At 69.9% G+C, this 15,452-nt stretch carries 19 protein-coding genes; 6 read left to right on the forward strand and 13 right to left on the reverse strand.

Annotated elements, in window-relative coordinates:
- Nucleotides 1-2 precede the first annotated feature (2 nt).
- The 3 genes from ACVWWH_RS18455 to ACVWWH_RS18465 form a co-directional block, all read right to left on the reverse strand.
- Entirely contained in the window at nucleotides 3-155 is a 153-nt protein-coding gene (locus tag ACVWWH_RS18455) for a hypothetical protein (RefSeq protein ID WP_457317565.1), read from the reverse strand.
- Nucleotides 156-279: 124 nt separating this feature from the next.
- On the reverse strand, nucleotides 280-828 hold the full coding sequence (locus ACVWWH_RS18460) for a hypothetical protein (protein WP_457317566.1): 549 nt from the start codon (nucleotides 826-828) through the stop codon (nucleotides 280-282).
- A gap of 143 nt (nucleotides 829-971) precedes the next feature.
- Nucleotides 972-1,619, reverse strand: coding sequence for a hypothetical protein (locus tag ACVWWH_RS18465; RefSeq protein WP_457317567.1), 648 nt, complete (start codon nucleotides 1,617-1,619; stop codon nucleotides 972-974).
- A gap of 634 nt (nucleotides 1,620-2,253) precedes the next feature.
- Between ACVWWH_RS18465 and ACVWWH_RS18470 the strand changes: the two genes are divergently transcribed.
- The 3 genes from ACVWWH_RS18470 (at nucleotide 2,254) to ACVWWH_RS18480 (ending at nucleotide 6,713) form a co-directional block, all read left to right on the forward strand.
- Complete coding sequence (locus tag ACVWWH_RS18470) at nucleotides 2,254-2,424, forward strand: hypothetical protein (RefSeq protein WP_457317568.1); 171 nt, start codon at nucleotides 2,254-2,256, stop codon at nucleotides 2,422-2,424.
- Nucleotides 2,425-3,037: 613 nt separating this feature from the next.
- A complete protein-coding gene (locus ACVWWH_RS18475) occupies nucleotides 3,038-3,508 on the forward strand; it encodes a hypothetical protein (RefSeq protein ID WP_457317569.1) in 471 nt (156 codons plus the stop codon).
- Nucleotides 3,509-3,623: 115 nt separating this feature from the next.
- Nucleotides 3,624-6,713 (forward strand): hypothetical protein, encoded by a 3,090-nt coding sequence (locus tag ACVWWH_RS18480; protein ID WP_457317570.1) that lies wholly within the window; start codon nucleotides 3,624-3,626, stop codon nucleotides 6,711-6,713.
- Nucleotides 6,714-6,839: 126 nt separating this feature from the next.
- Here ACVWWH_RS18480 and ACVWWH_RS18485 read toward each other — a convergent pair whose 3' ends face one another.
- The gene (locus ACVWWH_RS18485) at nucleotides 6,840-6,998 is read right to left on the reverse strand and encodes a hypothetical protein (protein ID WP_457317571.1); all 159 of its coding nucleotides are present in this window, start codon (nucleotides 6,996-6,998) and stop codon (nucleotides 6,840-6,842) included.
- 258 nt (nucleotides 6,999-7,256) lie between these two features.
- On the opposite strand from ACVWWH_RS18485, the gene ACVWWH_RS18490 reads away from it, so the two are divergent.
- Genes ACVWWH_RS18490 through ACVWWH_RS18500 form a run of 3 tightly spaced genes read left to right on the forward strand, consistent with a single transcriptional unit; the run spans nucleotide 7,257 to nucleotide 8,675 of the window.
- A complete protein-coding gene (locus ACVWWH_RS18490) occupies nucleotides 7,257-7,784 on the forward strand; it encodes a hypothetical protein (protein WP_457317572.1) in 528 nt (175 codons plus the stop codon).
- Nucleotides 7,785-7,797: 13 nt separating this feature from the next.
- Nucleotides 7,798-8,223 (forward strand): helix-turn-helix domain-containing protein, encoded by a 426-nt coding sequence (locus tag ACVWWH_RS18495; protein ID WP_457317573.1) that lies wholly within the window; start codon nucleotides 7,798-7,800, stop codon nucleotides 8,221-8,223.
- On the forward strand, nucleotides 8,220-8,675 hold the full coding sequence (locus ACVWWH_RS18500; RefSeq protein WP_457317574.1) for a hypothetical protein: 456 nt from the start codon (nucleotides 8,220-8,222) through the stop codon (nucleotides 8,673-8,675). Before ACVWWH_RS18495 ends, ACVWWH_RS18500 begins: the two co-directional genes overlap by 4 nt.
- A gap of 14 nt (nucleotides 8,676-8,689) precedes the next feature.
- Here the strand turns inward: ACVWWH_RS18500 and ACVWWH_RS18505 are convergent, their stop codons facing one another.
- From ACVWWH_RS18505 to ACVWWH_RS18545, 9 genes are all read right to left on the reverse strand, one after another.
- Nucleotides 8,690-8,884: a hypothetical protein gene (locus ACVWWH_RS18505; RefSeq protein ID WP_457317575.1), complete on the reverse strand. Its 195-nt coding sequence runs from the start codon at nucleotides 8,882-8,884 to the stop codon at nucleotides 8,690-8,692.
- A 568-nt stretch (nucleotides 8,885-9,452) separates the two neighbouring features.
- Entirely contained in the window at nucleotides 9,453-10,244 is a 792-nt protein-coding gene (locus ACVWWH_RS18510) for a hypothetical protein (protein ID WP_457317576.1), read from the reverse strand.
- A 78-nt stretch (nucleotides 10,245-10,322) separates the two neighbouring features.
- Nucleotides 10,323-10,565 carry a glutaredoxin family protein gene (locus ACVWWH_RS18515; RefSeq protein WP_457317577.1) on the reverse strand — a complete coding sequence of 81 codons (243 nt, stop codon included), beginning with the start codon at nucleotides 10,563-10,565 and terminating at the stop codon, nucleotides 10,323-10,325.
- A complete protein-coding gene (locus ACVWWH_RS18520) occupies nucleotides 10,562-11,215 on the reverse strand; it encodes a hypothetical protein (RefSeq protein ID WP_457317578.1) in 654 nt (217 codons plus the stop codon). The genes ACVWWH_RS18515 and ACVWWH_RS18520 overlap by 4 nt, the downstream gene beginning before the upstream one ends.
- A gap of 80 nt (nucleotides 11,216-11,295) precedes the next feature.
- Nucleotides 11,296-12,201 carry a L,D-transpeptidase gene (locus tag ACVWWH_RS18525; RefSeq protein WP_457317579.1) on the reverse strand — a complete coding sequence of 302 codons (906 nt, stop codon included), beginning with the start codon at nucleotides 12,199-12,201 and terminating at the stop codon, nucleotides 11,296-11,298.
- Nucleotides 12,202-12,231: 30 nt separating this feature from the next.
- Nucleotides 12,232-12,609 (reverse strand): hypothetical protein, encoded by a 378-nt coding sequence (locus tag ACVWWH_RS18530; protein ID WP_457317580.1) that lies wholly within the window; start codon nucleotides 12,607-12,609, stop codon nucleotides 12,232-12,234.
- Nucleotides 12,610-12,620: 11 nt separating this feature from the next.
- Nucleotides 12,621-12,950 carry a hypothetical protein gene (locus ACVWWH_RS18535; protein WP_457317581.1) on the reverse strand — a complete coding sequence of 110 codons (330 nt, stop codon included), beginning with the start codon at nucleotides 12,948-12,950 and terminating at the stop codon, nucleotides 12,621-12,623.
- Nucleotides 12,951-13,001: 51 nt separating this feature from the next.
- A complete protein-coding gene (locus tag ACVWWH_RS18540; protein ID WP_457317582.1) occupies nucleotides 13,002-13,316 on the reverse strand; it encodes a hypothetical protein in 315 nt (104 codons plus the stop codon).
- 202 nt (nucleotides 13,317-13,518) lie between these two features.
- Nucleotides 13,519-14,982: a hypothetical protein gene (locus tag ACVWWH_RS18545; RefSeq protein ID WP_457317583.1), complete on the reverse strand. Its 1,464-nt coding sequence runs from the start codon at nucleotides 14,980-14,982 to the stop codon at nucleotides 13,519-13,521.
- Between the last annotated feature and the right edge of the window lie 470 nt (nucleotides 14,983-15,452).

Raw genomic sequence — 15,452 nt, forward strand, 5'->3', positions numbered from 1 at the left:
GTTCAGTTCCCTTCGGCGAGGACGTAGACGATCTGGGAGATAGGCCACACGACGGCGCCGCTCAGCATCCCGGAGAGGGCCAGCTGCCAGAACGGCACTTCGGGCAGGTGGCCGGGGTGGAGGACGCCGGTCAGGTGCAGGACGTGGAGGAGCACCCAGAAAACGGGGTGCCGATGAAGACGACCACAGCGAAGGCCATGGCGGTCTCCCGCTCGAGCTCAGCTCGGCGGTTCAGGCTGTCATTGCGGTCGCGTGCGATGCGGAACATTCCTGCGGCCCTCACTTCCCGGCCTCGGCCGGCTCGAGGTCGTCGGACTCGTCGTCCTTCTCGGTGGACTTGATGGAGAGCGAGCTGGCCAGGCCCCGGAAGAACTCGGGGGCGACGGCCGCGGCCCCGATGAGGCAGCCGATGCCGCCGGCGAGCCAGGGGGAGGTGAAGGAGGCCATGGCCGTCTCGATGCCGGCGCGCAGGAGGGCGACGCCGTTGCCCATGAGGAACGCGACCAGGAGGCCGGCCAGGAGGGTGCGGCGGTTCACCCAGGCGCTGATGTCCGCCTGGGACTCGACGAGTGCGGTGGCGATCTTGTGGAACGGGCCGAAGCGCGCCTTCATCTTGACGGTGGAGGCCCGGCGTGCCCAGAACCCGATGGCGAACAGGATGGTGCAGGACACGACGGTGGAACTGTAGGCCAGCAGGTGCATGTCGCGGAGGCCGTAGGCGAGCATGCCGAGGCCGCCGAAGAGGCCGACGGTGGCGAGGAGGCGCCACAGCGGCGTCGTGTGGCTCACCGTGAGAGCGGAGTGGGTGGTGCTGTCGTGGGGTGCCATGGTCGTGGCATGCCTCCCTAGGTCGGGGCTTGTCCTGTTTGGTGTAGCGAATAATATAAGCCTACATTACACACTAGAACATGTAAAAGGTGGGGCACCCGCTATGTGTGCGGGCACCCCACCTGTCTGTGAACGCCTGGCCCCTAGGCCTCCGGGAAGAGGTTCGGGAACCGGTGCCTGTCCTTCTCGGGGACGGCCTCGCGATTGACGATGAGCGACTCGTCGACGTCGTACCGGGCGACCCAGTTGCCGCTGCGGCGCTTGTGCCAGTCCACGCGGACGCCGGGGAAGAGCTTGCCGCCCGGGCGGGGCTTGGCGCCCTCTTCCTCGACCGGCTTGCCGCCGGCGCGCTTGTACATCGCGTTCATCGTGATGCCGCAGATGTCGGCGGCCTCCTTGAGGGACCACCAGGGGAAGGTCTCGCGGGCGCGGTTGCTGGCCTTGGCCTTCTTCTCCTTCCGCTCCCGGTTGGCCTCGCGGATCTCTTCCCAGGACCCGCCGAACATCGAGTACGCGGCGCCGGTGGTCATTTCCAGGATGTCTCCGATCTCGTTCCACTGGAGGGGCTCGCCCTCGAGGCCTGTGTCTCGTGCCGCGACGGCGATCCCGTCGCGCAGTTCCTTGGAGCGGACCCGGAGCTCGTCGGCGGCGGCCAGGGCCTTGGCGCGGTCGGTCGGCCAGGCGGCGCGGGCTTCCTCGAGGGATTCCTGTACGCGGTCGAAGGCCTCGTCGATGTCCCGGCGCAGACCCGAGGATGCATACCGCTCGCGCTTGGTTGATGGTTCGCTCATGGCGTACATTCTATCGATCGATTTGGGCGGCCTGCAATGAACGCAGCGCGGACACGGAAAGGGGGCCGCCCCGCGTTCCGAGCGCCGCCCGCATCGAAGAGGGCCCCATCCTCCCGGGCGTCACTGACCGCATGCCGCAGTTCGAACGCACAGTCCCCGCCCCCGCCCGGACAGGTTCGCCGCCCTCCTCTTCGACCTCGCCGACGGCACGTACGCCATCGTTGAAGTCCAGGCCGGGACCGTCGACAATGACCAGCTTGCCCGCGTCCTGGACCTGTGGGGGCCAAGCGCACCCGGCTGTCCGTGAACCAACCGGTCTTCCTCACTGTCGAGCGCATCCCCGCCGACGTCACCTGCTCCGCGGCCCTCCCCCGGGGCGCCCCGTCGTCTGACCGCCACACGGCCGGGGTGTGGTGGTCGGGCTAGCGGACGGTGTGGCGGGGGGCTCCCGGCTCCGGCCAGTCCGACCGGGCCCCCGACAGCCGACGCAAGAGAATCCCGCACTCGGCAGCGGCGGGCCACTCCACCCACGATGCGGTGGAACGACTAGCGCACATGCAAATGTGGTAATATGTTCAACCAAGCAGAGGGTCGCTCCCGGCCCCGAACCGGGCCCACCACGAGGGAGAAATCCATGGCCGCGAAGAAGAACAAGGCGGTTCGCATCGACGAGCAGCTCTGGGAGGATGCCAAGGTTGCCGCGGCCGCCGAGGGCCTCACCATCACCGATGTCGTCACCTCCGCCCTCGAGGTTCTGGTGCGCCACGTCCGCGAACGCAGCGAGGCCGACGCGTCGGCCGAATGACCGACCCCGCCCCCGGAAGGGCCTTGGTGCACGAGCGCTGGGGCCCTTTTCGTTGCCCTGGAGCCTCCTGGGTGGGTGCATGGGGCCCTCCAGGTCCTTAGTTCCAAGTCCGGGGCACCTTTGTTCCAACCTAGTTCCAACTCCGCTCGGAACTTTTGGGATGCCTAAAAGCCCCGGAATCATGCGGAAGTTCAGGGGTGAATGGGTCCCGGAAAGGCGAAGTTCCAACAGTTCCAAGTCCTGCAGCGAGACCCCCCTATAGCTAGGGAGTACCCCTGGGTCCCTACTTGCCTCCATGTCACCTCTGGCCCTTCATCTGCCTCCTAGGGGGTACTTGCCCAGACGAGGGGTCATGTTCCTAGGACTTGGAACTATTGGAACTAGATAGATAGATAGATAGATAGGGCCTCTACTTCCTCATGATTCCGGGGTTTTTGGGGTCCGTCGAAGTTCCAAGTGGATTTGGAACTAGCTTGGAACTAGCCCCCTCAGATTTGGAACTAGAGACTCCGCAGGGGCCGCAGACCGCCTCCAAGGTGTGATGATTTGCAAAAGTGCTAAGGCGTTCGGTACAGTTGTTTTAGCCAGCTGGTCACAACCTGGGAGGCACACCATGGCAACGGCAACCCGCACCGAGCGTCTCGCCCTCACCCGCAAGGCCCACGAGGCCGGCTACGGCACCCCCGCCGGCCGCCGCGCCCTCGCCGACGAGCTCCTGGACGCGTTCTACGGCCGCGACACCTACGACGTGTTCAGGAGCACCCGCGAGGAGCTCGTCGCCATCGACTCCTGCGGCGAGTCCTTCACCTCGATCGAGCGCCTCACCGACGAAGGGGTGGCCGCCATGACCGCTGCCGCCCACGGCGTCGGCGAGAAGTACGGCCTGCGCGTTGGCCGGATCGTGGCCGAGGGGCGGTGGGGCTGGGTCGTCACCGTCCAGGCCGAGTGCCCCACCGAGGACCCCGAGTGGTCCACCCTGTGCCGCGAGGCGGCCCTCCCCGCCAAGGGCTACACCCCCACGGCGGCCGCCAGGGACATCGCGGCCCTCCTGTCCGAGACCATCACCGTCAGCATCCGCAACTAGCACCCAAGCGGGTACCGCCCCGTCCCACGCCGCACACATGGGGTCCAGAGCCCCGGAGTGGATCGGACGTCCCTCAGGTAGCTCGTCACTCAAACCGATACTGGAGGACACCCCCTTGAGCGACCGCCCGCAGGAAGACCTGGCCCCCGTCACCGACGGGACTTCCGCCCTCGCCCGGAACACCCACACCACGCGCCCGAACCTCACCCTGGTCGGCGGCACCGCGGTGGACCTCGCCGGCAAGGTCGGCCCCGACGGGCTCCTGCCCTGGCACCGCGACTGGCTCGAGGCCTGCGCGATCGCGCCGAACATCTTCCAGGGCATCGCCCGCAGCATTCTCAGGCAGGGCGACCTGCCCTCGGCCCTGCAGTGGTACTTCAGCTGGGGCGGCGGGATCCTGTTCGAGCACCGCACCCCCGACGGGACCATCGAGTGCCAGTACCGCATGGACCGCCTCTCGGACGAGTTCCCGGAGCCGATCGGCATCGTCACCAGCAAGGCCGTCGAGTACGAGGCCAAGAATGGTGCACCCGGCAAGTACGTCTACGCCAAGGGCGCGGCCGTGGGCCTGTGGAAGGTGGACCAGCACGACTCCGAGGGCCGCTACAGCACCACCCGGACCACCAAGCTCATCATCGAGGGCACCAAGGGCTACCAGGCTGTCGCCTCCTGGGCCCCGGACGACCTCGCCGTCATCGGCATCGGCGGGTGCGACAGCGGCCGCAAGAAGGACGTCGGGTACGTGCCGGCCTGGGCCAAGCTGGGCATCAAGGACTCCCACGTCGTCATCGCCCTGGACGGCGACGTCCAGTCCAACCCGAACGTGCACCGCGCCGGGCTCCGCCTCGCCGCGCACCTGACCAGCCTGGGCGCCGTGTCCGTGCGCTTCGCGACCCTGCCGGTTGTCCCCGAGTACGACCCGGAGGGGAAGCTGGCCGCCGACACCAAGCGCGGCGCCGACGACGTGCTGTGCAAGGTCCCCGAGGCCAAGCGGGCCAGCTACATCCAGGCGTTCGTCGCCAACGCCGGGGAGCTGCCGCCTCTGCCGGTGGAGGACCTCCCGGGCATCATCGTCGACCACGAGGCCGGCACCATCCGCGAGAACGTCATCACCGACCTCGAGAAGGGCACCTCCAAGCCCGGCCGGAAGCTCATGAACGCGGCCGTGGACATCGAGCGGGTCCACATCACCCGCAACCTGGTCAAGCCGGGGTCGCACCCGGAGCTCCGGTACGACCTGGGCGTGACCACCGCCGCCGGCGGCGACGGGGTCCTCGCGCACTCGAAGGTCACGGACCTCACCGACGCCGGCCTGGCCGACACCCGCAGCTGGCTGCCGAGGGTGGAGGGCGGCTACGGCGTCGCCGTCACCAGCCGCGACAAGGACGTGGTCCTGCAGGGCATCCGCGAGCTCAGCCTCGGCAAGGCCGAGGTGGTGGAGGCCCGCGCCCACACCGGCTGGGAGGAACCCGACGGGGACGGCCCCGGCTACTCGGACGCCCTGGGCCGCGTCACCGCCCCCGACACCTCCGCCCCCGGGTTCAGCGGCTACACCCGCCAGTACGGCGTCCTGCGGACCATCACGACGAACACGGTGATCCAGCAGCTGGCCTTCCCCGACGTCGCCGCCGAGTCCGCCGCGTTCAAGGCCGCCGACCCCAAGGGCCGCGAGGGCGTCCACGCCGCGATCGACCTGGCCCTGTCCGTGGGCGAGCGCATGGTCAACCCCACCGGCTGGGACTGCGTCATGGGCTCCATCGGGTCCGCCTTTTCCGGGGTGAAGTCCCGCGGGGCCATGGTCCTGGTCGGCAAGCCCGGGTCCGGGAAGACCATCCTGGCCCTCAAGCTGGGCCAGCAGATGCTGGGCCTGCACCAGGGCGCCCGCTCGTTCAAGTCGACCGTGGCCGTGGTGGACGCCATGCGCAACGGCATCCACCACGGACTCCTGCACGTCGAGGACGTCAAGGACAAGACCGGCGAGGGCGGCAAGAGTGCCGTCGAGGCTCAGGACGAGATCGTGACCAGCCTCCTGGGCATGGCCTACGACGGCGACAGCGGGCAGAAGAACAAGTCCCAGTCCACCGCCGACGGCTGGCAGGAGAAGGGCACCGACCGGGCCATCGTGCACGTGAGCCTCACCGCCGAGCTGGACGCCATCCCGTTCAAGGCAGCGGGCGCGATCGACCGCTCACTGTTCGTCCTGATGGACCGCACCGACATGACCATGGAGACGGTGCTCGAGCTCGAGGCCATCGCCGAGAACGAGGGCAAGCTCCTGCGGCTCCTGGGCGGGTACCTCATCGCCGCCCTGGCGGCCAACATCGTCGAGGGCAAGGACGCCACGGGGCGCCCCCACGGCGGCCCCGCCACGCTCGAGGCCTACCTCAAGGCCACCGGCGAGAACGCCGAGGGCATCGTCAGGGACCTCATGGCCACCGAGCTGGGCGCCTTCGGGAACGGCCGCCTCACCCACCCCACGTCCCGGGCCGTGCTCGGCGTGCGCGTCTGGGCCGACGCCATGCGCCGGGCTGCCACCGTCGAGGGCGGGGAGCACCTCCTGCCCCGCGTCGACAGGTGGGAGGCCGAGGCCTTCGGGCGCCTGGTCGCCGCCGCGGTGGCGTGGCGCAACCTGGTCGCCGACCGCACGGCGCACTCCGAGGGCAAGATCCTCTCCGCCCTGCGCGACACCGTCCTGGCCGGCCGCGCCCGCCTCATCGTCAAGGGCAACTTCGACACGTCGGGGAGCAGCAAGCCGATCCTGGGCTACATCGTCAAGCAGCGCGGCGGCCGGAAGATCGTGGTGCTCAACATCGGCGAGGTGGCCAAGCAGCTGTCCGAGCCGGGCAAGGGCGATGAGGTCCGCAAGGGCGAGATCCTCCGCATCCTGGACCCGATCCTGGTCCGCCAGGGCGCCGGGAAGCAGGTCAAGGTCGCTGGCATGGGGAGCCAGTACGCCATCACCCTCAAGGACTGGTGCGACGGCGTCGAGGACGACAACGCCGAGAAGGTCTGGCTGGGCCAGGCGGCCCCGGCCGAGTACCTCCCGGCCGAGCCCGCCGCCGACGAGGTCACGACCAAGGCCGGGGAGCCCATCGGGGAGCCGGCCGAGCCGGAGAACAAGTACATCGCCTGGGCGGCCGAGCAGCCAGTCCCGCTGCCGGACTCGGATACGGACGACGCGCCCGACTCGGACTTCGATTTCTAGAAGCCGACCGCCCTGGATGCGGCGAGGCCCCTTCGCGGGGGCTTCCCCGTTCCTGTTTCTGCCCGCGACGCACAGGTGGAATTTTACCTTCAATATGTATATGCGCTCGCTGCTCTTCTGTTAGCCTCACCTTTGGTGGTCGTCGACGGCGTCGTCCGCAAGGGGTACCTCAGCTTCGGCATCGTCGTGGGCGAACACCTCGAGCGGATCGTCGCCGTCGGGAGCCCACACCCGGTCGTCGGGGAAGGACTTGAGGTCGAAGCCCTGGCGGGCGGCCTCGCGCATGAGGATGCGGAGGGCGTTGCTCTTGCCGGTCGACCCCCGCGGGGCGCCCGGCTGGCTCGAAGGGGAACGAAGGCGGGACGAGAGCGCGCCTTTCCCCCTCGCATGAAGACCCGCCAGCGCCGGAATCAGGTCGTCGGGCGCTGATCCAGTCGCCCGGCGGCCGCCGCGCCCTCAGGTGGCACCCGACGACGGCCTGTACATTTGGGACCAGTCGGGGGCGAACAGGGTAATCCCCAAGGGTACGAGGGGACAGAGATCGTGGTACCTGGTCCAAGTGAGCGTGCATCCAAGGCGACGACCCCGAGCGATCGCTTCGCCGATGTCCACTGGGCGACCCTGGGCAACGGCCGAACGGTATGGCATGAACTGAACGAGACCTCGGCGGCCGCGTACCCAAAGCTCCTCGACGACACGGGCTTCGTGGGCGACGTGCTAGGTCTGCTCAGGTCAGCGGCCCACGGCCGGCTTCCCGAAGGCAACCCTGACGTGCTTGAGCCCGTACGCACCAACCCCTACCTCTGGGAGCTCAAGTGGAAGCGACGGAAGAAGAAGCGCGAGTTCCGGGCGTACTACGCCGAACCCGAGCAGAGTCCTGACTTCGTCGTGCTTCTGTTCCACGAGAAGGATGTGTCGAGCCAGGACCAGCCGACGATCGACGCCCTTCAGCAGGGGCACATCGACAAGGCGGGCGAGCGCCATGAAGAGGGCCTGGACAGACGATGGGGCCACCGGAAGAAGGCTTGTCACGATTGCGTTAAGCCTGAGGCTCAAGACAGACAAGCGTGATAGGTTTTAGTCTATGGACCGCAAGCAAGAGTTGATTTCGCGTACCCGCGAACAGTTGATCGAGTTGGCCGCCCATCTCGCCTCAGCGGACAATGACCTGCGATGGGCCCTTATCGAGGCACGTCGAGCCGCCAACATCTCCCAGCACGAACTAGCCGAGATGCTCGGCGTCAAGCAGTCGACGATCAGCAACTTCGAGCGGCACGACAACGACCCCCGGCTCTCGACCCTTAGGCGGTACGCGCTCGCTGTGGGCGCGAAGGTCTGCCATCAGGTTCAGGCCAACGGCTCGACCACCACCTCCGATGGGTGGATCCATCTGGAAGCTCAACCTATGCCGCCGATGGACGTGACGTTCGCCGGGATGGGAACTGTGGGCAAGCAGTTCTCGGTTGAGGCCGCGCGCGTCTCCAAGTTCGATTACGCCCCTGCGGCATGAGCACCAAGACACGCGCGACCTACAAGAGCATTGAAGAGGTCGTGCAAGGCGTTGAGCTGACGAAGATCACCACCTACGAGATCCACGGGATCCTGAGACAACCTGACGATGGCCTATCAGAGTCTCAGGACATGCAGGCGGCGTTCCGGTTCGGGGACGGCCACGCCGAGGTACGCCTCAGAATGAGTCTCGTCACCCCGGATGCCTCACTGCTGGCGGACATCGCGGCGGGCTATGACTGCGAGGGCACGTTCGAGGGGACCGATGGCGAGGTCGTCGGCGACTTCGTCACGAAGATCGGGAGCATGAATGTCATCCCGTATCTCCGGGAAGCTCTTACGACCACTGCTAGCCGCCTTGGCGTGCCGGCACCCATCCTCGGACTCATTCGCTACGGCGAGCTCGGACTGGAGCCCCAGGAAGAAGCAGATTCGGACATGAGGCAAGAGTGAACGGAACCCCCGCCTCAGGGCGGGGGTTCTGCTTTCCTCTGGGAGCGGAGGCTACCGCCCCCAAGCTTCCGGGTGGCCTCCGTGTCGCGCATGGCCTCCTCGATCACGGCTGAGGGCTCGACCCCGTTCTCGTGGGCGTACTCGGCGAGCTCGACCAGATAGGGCATCTTCCGCAGCTCCTCAGGCGCCAGGCGGTCGTCGTTGCACATTGCCGGGCACCCCTTCCCTAACTCGGGGCCCCTCCACGTCCGGCGGGACCGGTGCAGAACAATTTGTTTTGCATCTTGGGAGGGGCCGTAATCTACACGGCACCGGCCGCAGAGGAAGTGATGTGACGGTCGGGACCTTCCGCCGTGGCGGGCGGGCGGGCGCGGCGCCCAGCCTTGGACCATGAAGGCTCATCCGAAGAAAGCCTCCCTTCCCAATCGGCACCTCGAGATTGATGCGCGGGGAAGACTGAAAGTTTCCCCTGAGTGACCGAGAATCATCTTCTCGACCATGTGCGCTCTCGGTGGACGGATAGCTGCCCCACTCAAAGTACCGCCTCGCGTTCCGGCGGAGTGGCGTCCAGGTTGGACTCAAAGAACATTGACGCGGGGGAGTCTTACACGTTCTTCTCCCAGACCGTCCTGCCTCCAGAGGCTAGGCGCGTGACGTACAGGGCGACCCTCGTGCTCGCTTCGGGCCTCCTGTGGGACCAGTTCCTGGTTCAGGAGAGCCGGCCGCCTAGCAATTAGCCCGGGGGCGTGGCTGACCATCGCCCGCCCTGGTCCGGGGTCACTGGTGCCAGGCGGCGTCCACGGAGAACGCCACATCCACCGCGTAGCCCTTCCCCTTGGGGGCGTCCTGGCGGGCCGTGAGGATCGCGACCGACGCCGGCGAGCCGGCTGGCATCGGCGCGTTGGGGAGCCCGGCACCGGCGAGGACGGGAACCCGGGCCCACCCGTCCTTGTCCGGGGCGACCTTGTAAGTCTTCGGCCCTGCCGCCTGCCTGTCCCTGACCTCCGCCCACGACACCGTCGCGCTGCCGTGGCCGATGTGGAGGCAGTACTCGACGGTGTCCATCTCCTGTGCGCCGGCGCTGACAGACGGGGCCTCAACCTTCGGGGCCGATCCGTCGAACACGAGGGCGGGCGCTCCCATGACATGATCGTTGCCGACAACGACGAGCGGGCCCTCCTCGGGGGTCCTGGAAGCCTTGGCCAGGGCCTCGGCGTTCGCCCCGGGGGTGCACTTGACCGTCTTGGCGTCCTTCCCGTACAGCGCGGCCCGCTCCTTCGGCGTGGTCGGGCCGGGGTGGATCTCCGGGGTGGGTGCGGCCTTGGCCGACTTGGACGGGAGGGGCGTAGTCCCGGCCATGGCGTCCCACGACGGGGACGCGGAGGGGGACGGGGCGGCGCTGGGGGAGCCCTGGGCGGCCGTGTCGTCGGTGGAGTCGCAGGCGGCCAGGGACAGGGCCAGCAGCCCGGCGGCGGCCAGGGCGGCGGCCCTGGCGGCCCGGCCGGCGCGGCCGGCGCGGGAGGCGCGTGCGGCGGGGGCGGCCCCGAGGAGTTCGGTGGCGTTGCTCACGGTGTTCCTTCCAGTGGGTGCGAGGTGGAGCGGGTGGGGGAGGGGCGCCCTGGGGTGCGGGGCTCCCCTCTGTGCGGGTCAGGCGGCCAGGGCCTGGATTAGGTCCGGCCTCAGGCCCTGCCACGACGCCTGGACGGCCCCGGCGGCGTCGCGCACGACGACCACGGGCGACTGGGCATGCCCGAGGGCGGCGAGCTCGTCGCGGTGTTGGGCGCCGTCGGCGTGGGCGTACTCGATGCCGGCGGACTCGAGGGCCCGCTCGGTGGCCTTGCAGGGGCCGCAGCCGGGTCGGCCGTAGAGGGTTACGGTGCGGGCGCTCACCGGATCACCACAGCAGCCATGGGCTCGACGAGCTTGACCACGGGGGCGGGTTTGGGGGCGGGGGCGAACACGGGGACCGGCTTCGGCTGGCGCTTCGGCGCGGGGGCCGCGACCGGGGCGGGCGTCGGCTTCGGGGCCGGGGTGGCCACCGGGGTCGGGGCCGGCGGGATCGGCTTGAGGGTGCCGGACCCGCCCGAGGACGTGCCGCCACCGACGACCGTCGTCTTGCTCGGGGCTGTGACCCAGAACGGGGCCGACGCCGTGACGGCGTTGTCGCCAATGGCGGAGGCGGTGTCCGTCGTGGGGTCCGTGGCCGTCGTCGTGTACGAGACGCTGATCGACCCGCCGTTGGCGCAGGACGCGGTGCCGGTGCCGATGGCGTGCCCGTTCACGGACAAGCTGACCGGGCCCGGGTAGAGCCCCGTGCCGTAGATCGTCACGGGGGCGCCTTGCGTGACCGAGGACGGCGCGACCGCCAGGGACGGGGAGGCCCCCAGGACGGTGCCGTCCGGGCACGTGTACGTGTCGCCCGGCATGACGTTGCCCGTGACCGCCTTGGCCGGGGCCATGAGGCCGACGCTGAGGATGCCGGCGGCGAGGACGCCGATGCCGACGCCGGCGACGGTGCGGGTGCGGGGGTGCTTGGCCAATGTGTGCCTCCTGAGTGGCTGATGCGGTGAGTGGATGAGTAGCGGTGGATGTGAGTAGTGGGCGGGCAGGGATCGTGGAGTCAGTGGACGGTGATGGGGGTCCCGACCGGGACCGCGCGGTTCCAGGCGTCCAGGTCGGCCGGCTGGAGGATCACGCACCCGGGGGTGCGCTGCTCGTAGCCCCCGTAGTGGATGCAGTACTCGCCCAGAGAATGGACCCCGGCGATCGCGGTGTTCGCGCCGTCGTAGCCGTCCATCCGCGGGGACTGCAGGGACGTCATGGCCTCCGGCCCGACGCCGCACAGGCGGGACGTCTGGGTCATGTAGCGAGAGAGGACGGTGCCGCGCCCCCGCGGAGTGTCGGCCCCGCCGGAGACCCGGATCGGGACCGTCAGGACCGTCGCCTTGCCGTCCAGGACGGTGACCGTCCCGGCCTCGAGGTCCACGTCCACCGTGCGGGCCTGGGCCCTGGTGGTGGCGGCGGCCTTGGCGACCCAGCCCGTCCCCGGCAGCGAGGACTTGCCCCTGGAGGGCAGCCCCGTCCGGGCCGGGAGCAGGACCCGCCAAGCCGAGTCGCTCTGCCCGATGACGGGCAGCTCGGTGGGGTCGGCCAGGGTCGTCTCCGGCAGCAGGGCAATCGGGGTGCCGCCGGCCTCGGGGGACCTGTCGGTGACCACGGCGCCCTGGGCGGGGTGGGCGACGATCCCCAGGAACGGGGCCCCGTCGTCGGCCGGGGCCGGCACGACGGTCTCCACCGTCTCCCAGGGGAGGGCGTTGACGTCGACCGCAGGGGCCGCAGCGGTGGCGGTCGGTGCGGGGGTGGGGGTGAGGGCCCGGGCAGAGGCGCTGGAGGACGCCCCCGCCCGGGCCGTGGTGGCGGGTGCCGGCATGTTGGCGGGCGCCTGGGCCGCGCAGAGGACTGCTGCGCCACCGAGGGTGATGAGGGCCGTCGCCGCTGCTGCGGCTGCACGGGTCTTCGTGCCCATCGCGTTCCTTCCTTCCTGTGAGGCTGGGGGCTACTGGTCCGAGCTCGTGCTGTCGTCCGACGGGGTGTCGGTGCTGCCCGAGTCGCTGGACTGGTCGGAGCTGCTGTCGGACTGGTCCGAGCTGTTGCTGTCGCTGGTCGGCGCCGGGGTGGCGACGTCCTTGCCGTGGGACTTGAGCACCTTGCCGGCGATCTTGTCCTCGACCTTCTGGCTGAGGGATTCCTTCGTGGGCTCGGCCGTGGGGGTGTCGGCCGGCTTGGGCTTGGCCGTGTGGGCGGCCTTCGCCGGTGCCGTCGATGCCGGGGCGGGGGCGGTCTGGGATGCGGGAGTGGTCACCTGCAGGGCGGTCAGGCCGGCGCCTGCAGCCAGCAGGACCCCGGCCCCTCCGATGAGGATCTTGCGGAACATGGCTTCCTCTCTTAGTGGTTTCCGCCGGTGTAGGCCTGGGCGGCCTCGGTGGCGGCGGTGCGCAGGGCTGCGTCCCTGGCGTTGGTGGCCGCGAACTGGTCGGCCGCCTCGCGGGCCGCGACGTGCAGCGCGGCGATGCGGGCCTCCTGGTCCGCGGTCAACTGCGCGGGGGCTGCGACGGTGACGGCGGCCGGGGCCGCCTCGGGGGCCTGGTGGTGGGTGACGGCGACGGTCCCGACGATGACCGCGGCGCCACAGGCGAACGCGGCGAGCGAGACAAGGCGGCGCTTGAGGGGCGAGTCGCCCTCGAGCTGGTCGTGCGGGGTGGGGGTCTGGCTCAACGGCTTGTCCTTCCGGTGGGTGCTGCGGTCGGTGGGTCTGTGTGCGGGGGTCTATGCCGCCGAGGCGGCGGGGGCCGCTGCCGGGGCGTGGCCGTGGTCGGTGCCGACGACGAGGAGGATCCGGTAGCCCATGGCCCGCAGGACCCGCTCGAAGCGCTCCAGGGTCAGGTTGGGGAACTCAGCGCGGGCGGCGACGGCGTCGTAGATGGCCGGCAGCGCGGCAATGCGGGCGTCCTCGAACTCGTCCTCGAGGACGTGCTGGACGGGGATGACTTCTTCGAGCTCGAGGCAGTCGACCGAGTCCCAGATGTCGGTGCAGTCGAGCGGCTCGGGGCGGTGGATCAGGTCGACGACGGAATCTTCCACGGCGGGTGCCTCCACTCTCTCCAAAGGTTGAATTTCTCATTCATGGCGTACATGTTCAACCACTATGGGGCAACAGTACGTCCACCTCTCCGGTGACGCAAGTCCTTCCACCCGGGCGCAGAAACTTCCACCCACGGGAGGGCGCAGAAAAGGGGCGCCCCGCGCTGTGCGGGACGCCCCTCGGTCCGGTTGCCGCTGCGGGCTAGGCGGTCCGCTCGAGGATGAGGACGCCGCCCTCTTCCCGGCTCGTCCACACCCCGCCGTTGTCTGCGGCCATCTTCGCCGCGGCCTTCCTCGCGTATGCCTCCCTGCGGTCCTCGGCGAGCCCCTCCGGGATCCTTGCCGTGGCCCTGGCCAGGACGGCAGGGGCGGCCGGCTCAGCGGCGACAGCCTGGGCAGTCTGGTCGAGCACCAGGTACCCGTCCTGGACGCGGCCGGCCCACACCCCGCCGCGCTCCTCCGCCAGCTTGGCCTCGAGCCCCTTGGCCTGCCTCTCGGCCTGGGCGTCGGACATCCCCTCCGGGATCCGGTACCGGACGCTGGGCAGCGGCTCCGGCTTCGGGGCAGCCTGGGCGGCGGTGCGCGATCCGGTCCGCGACCCCTTCTCGGGCTTGGCCTTCCTGGGCGGCCTGGCCGCACGGGCCTCCTCCACCGCTGCGAGCCGATCCGCCGCCTCACGCATCCGGGCAGCCTCCGTGGCCTCGAGCCGATCCGCCACATCCGTGCCGGCAGCGACCGCATCCAGGGCCGCGGCGATCCGATCGAGCCCCCAGGACTCCGCCCCTTCCAGGCCCGCGGCCGCCAGCTCGCGCCGGATCGACCCCACGGACCGGGCCCCCAGGCCGAGCGCGACCGGATCGGCGTCCCCGGCCAGTGCGAGCAGGAAGAGCCAGTGTCGCGATCCGATCCCCGCATCGGCGATCCAGGCGGGGTGATCCGCCAGGGCGATCAGGGCCGCTGCCGATCCGATCGGCCGATCCACTCCGAGCGCATGATCGGCCAGCTCGCCGATCAGATCGAACGCCGCCCGAGCGACCTCCTGCGATCCGGTCGCCTTCGAGCTGAGCCGGTTCAGCTTGTACACCTGAACCGATCCCCGCCACTGCCGGTGCACCCTGATCCACCCCAGGCCGGCCAGGTCCTTCAGGGTCCGGGCGACGTTCGGCTGGTGGCTCAGCATCCGGGCCGCGAGCTCGCGCTGATTGATTGCCAGAGAGTTCCAGCCGCGCTCCGCCGCCTGGCCGATCATGTCCCAGCCGATCACCGCGAACAGCCGGCGCCGCTCCACGAGGGCCCGGTCCGAGACGCCCGATCCAGCCGGGACCGGATCGAGCAGGCGGGTGAGGACAAGGCGGGAGAGGGAGACGACGAGCTTGCGCCGATCCTCCGCGCCGCCGCGAGAGGGAGAAGCCAAAGCAGCGGAGCGAGACTGACGACTGAGGCGAGACATGGCCGAAGAATCGGAGACGAGTCCGAGCAGGTCAGGCCGGGACTTGTGGGCGAGGCCTTTGAGGAAGCGGACGGCGGCCGGGCCGTCGCCATGGGAGTAGGCCAGCACGAGGGCGGCACGCGCAAGCGCTTCGGGAGGCGAGCCGGCGGAGCCTGCGGCGAGGCGGGCCAGGCGCTCGGAGAGGCCGATCGTGGCTTGGGTGGAAGGACCGCTCATGCCGTAAATGATATACCATTAGGCTCCCGAGCGAAGCGAGGGAAGCCGGTATGGGATATAAAAGCCTGCGGCAGGGCCGGCTCCTGGAGCACTTGGTCCTTCGAGGGAGGGCTGGTGTCGGAGGGGGCGTCAGGGACTAGTTCGAGCTAGCGGGGCCGATGGCCTGGGCGGGGTCCGATCCGAACTCGAGTGCAGCAAGGGACAGCTCGGCAGTGGGGTCGGCCGCACGCACCGGGGCAGCTCTCAGGTCAGGGGCACAGCCGGTCCTAGCGGTATGTCATGGGGGACACTCCGCCGCCCGCAGAGGGGGCCGGGGCGGGGGCCGTGGCGGGGGGGGGGGGGGGGGGGGGGGGGCGGGGGGGGGGGGGGGCGGGGGGGGGGGGGGGGGGCCCCCCGGGGGGGGGGGGGGGGGGGGGCGGCCCCCCCCCCGGGGGGGGGGGGGGGGGGGGTGTGGGTGGGTGGGGTCGGCG

The organism is Sinomonas sp. RB5 (genome assembly GCF_054063535.1).

Bases quoted from the DNA above. Each gene is read 5' to 3' on its own strand.
- ACVWWH_RS18460 (WP_457317566.1), bottom strand. From the start codon at position 828: ATGGCACCCCACGACAGCACCACCCACTCCGCTCTCACGGTGAGCCAC.
- ACVWWH_RS18465 (WP_457317567.1), bottom strand. From the start codon at position 1,619: ATGAGCGAACCATCAACCAAGCGCGAGCGGTATGCATCCTCGGGTCTG.
- ACVWWH_RS18470 (WP_457317568.1), top strand. From the start codon at position 2,254: ATGGCCGCGAAGAAGAACAAGGCGGTTCGCATCGACGAGCAGCTCTGG.
- ACVWWH_RS18475 (WP_457317569.1), top strand. From the start codon at position 3,038: ATGGCAACGGCAACCCGCACCGAGCGTCTCGCCCTCACCCGCAAGGCC.
- ACVWWH_RS18485 (WP_457317571.1), bottom strand. From the start codon at position 6,998: ATGCGCGAGGCCGCCCGCCAGGGCTTCGACCTCAAGTCCTTCCCCGAC.
- ACVWWH_RS18495 (WP_457317573.1), top strand. From the start codon at position 7,798: ATGGACCGCAAGCAAGAGTTGATTTCGCGTACCCGCGAACAGTTGATC.
- ACVWWH_RS18500 (WP_457317574.1), top strand. From the start codon at position 8,220: ATGAGCACCAAGACACGCGCGACCTACAAGAGCATTGAAGAGGTCGTG.
- ACVWWH_RS18505 (WP_457317575.1), bottom strand. From the start codon at position 8,884: ATGTGCAACGACGACCGCCTGGCGCCTGAGGAGCTGCGGAAGATGCCC.
- ACVWWH_RS18525 (WP_457317579.1), bottom strand. From the start codon at position 12,201: ATGGGCACGAAGACCCGTGCAGCCGCAGCAGCGGCGACGGCCCTCATC.
- ACVWWH_RS18530 (WP_457317580.1), bottom strand. From the start codon at position 12,609: ATGTTCCGCAAGATCCTCATCGGAGGGGCCGGGGTCCTGCTGGCTGCA.
- ACVWWH_RS18545 (WP_457317583.1), bottom strand. From the start codon at position 14,982: ATGAGCGGTCCTTCCACCCAAGCCACGATCGGCCTCTCCGAGCGCCTG.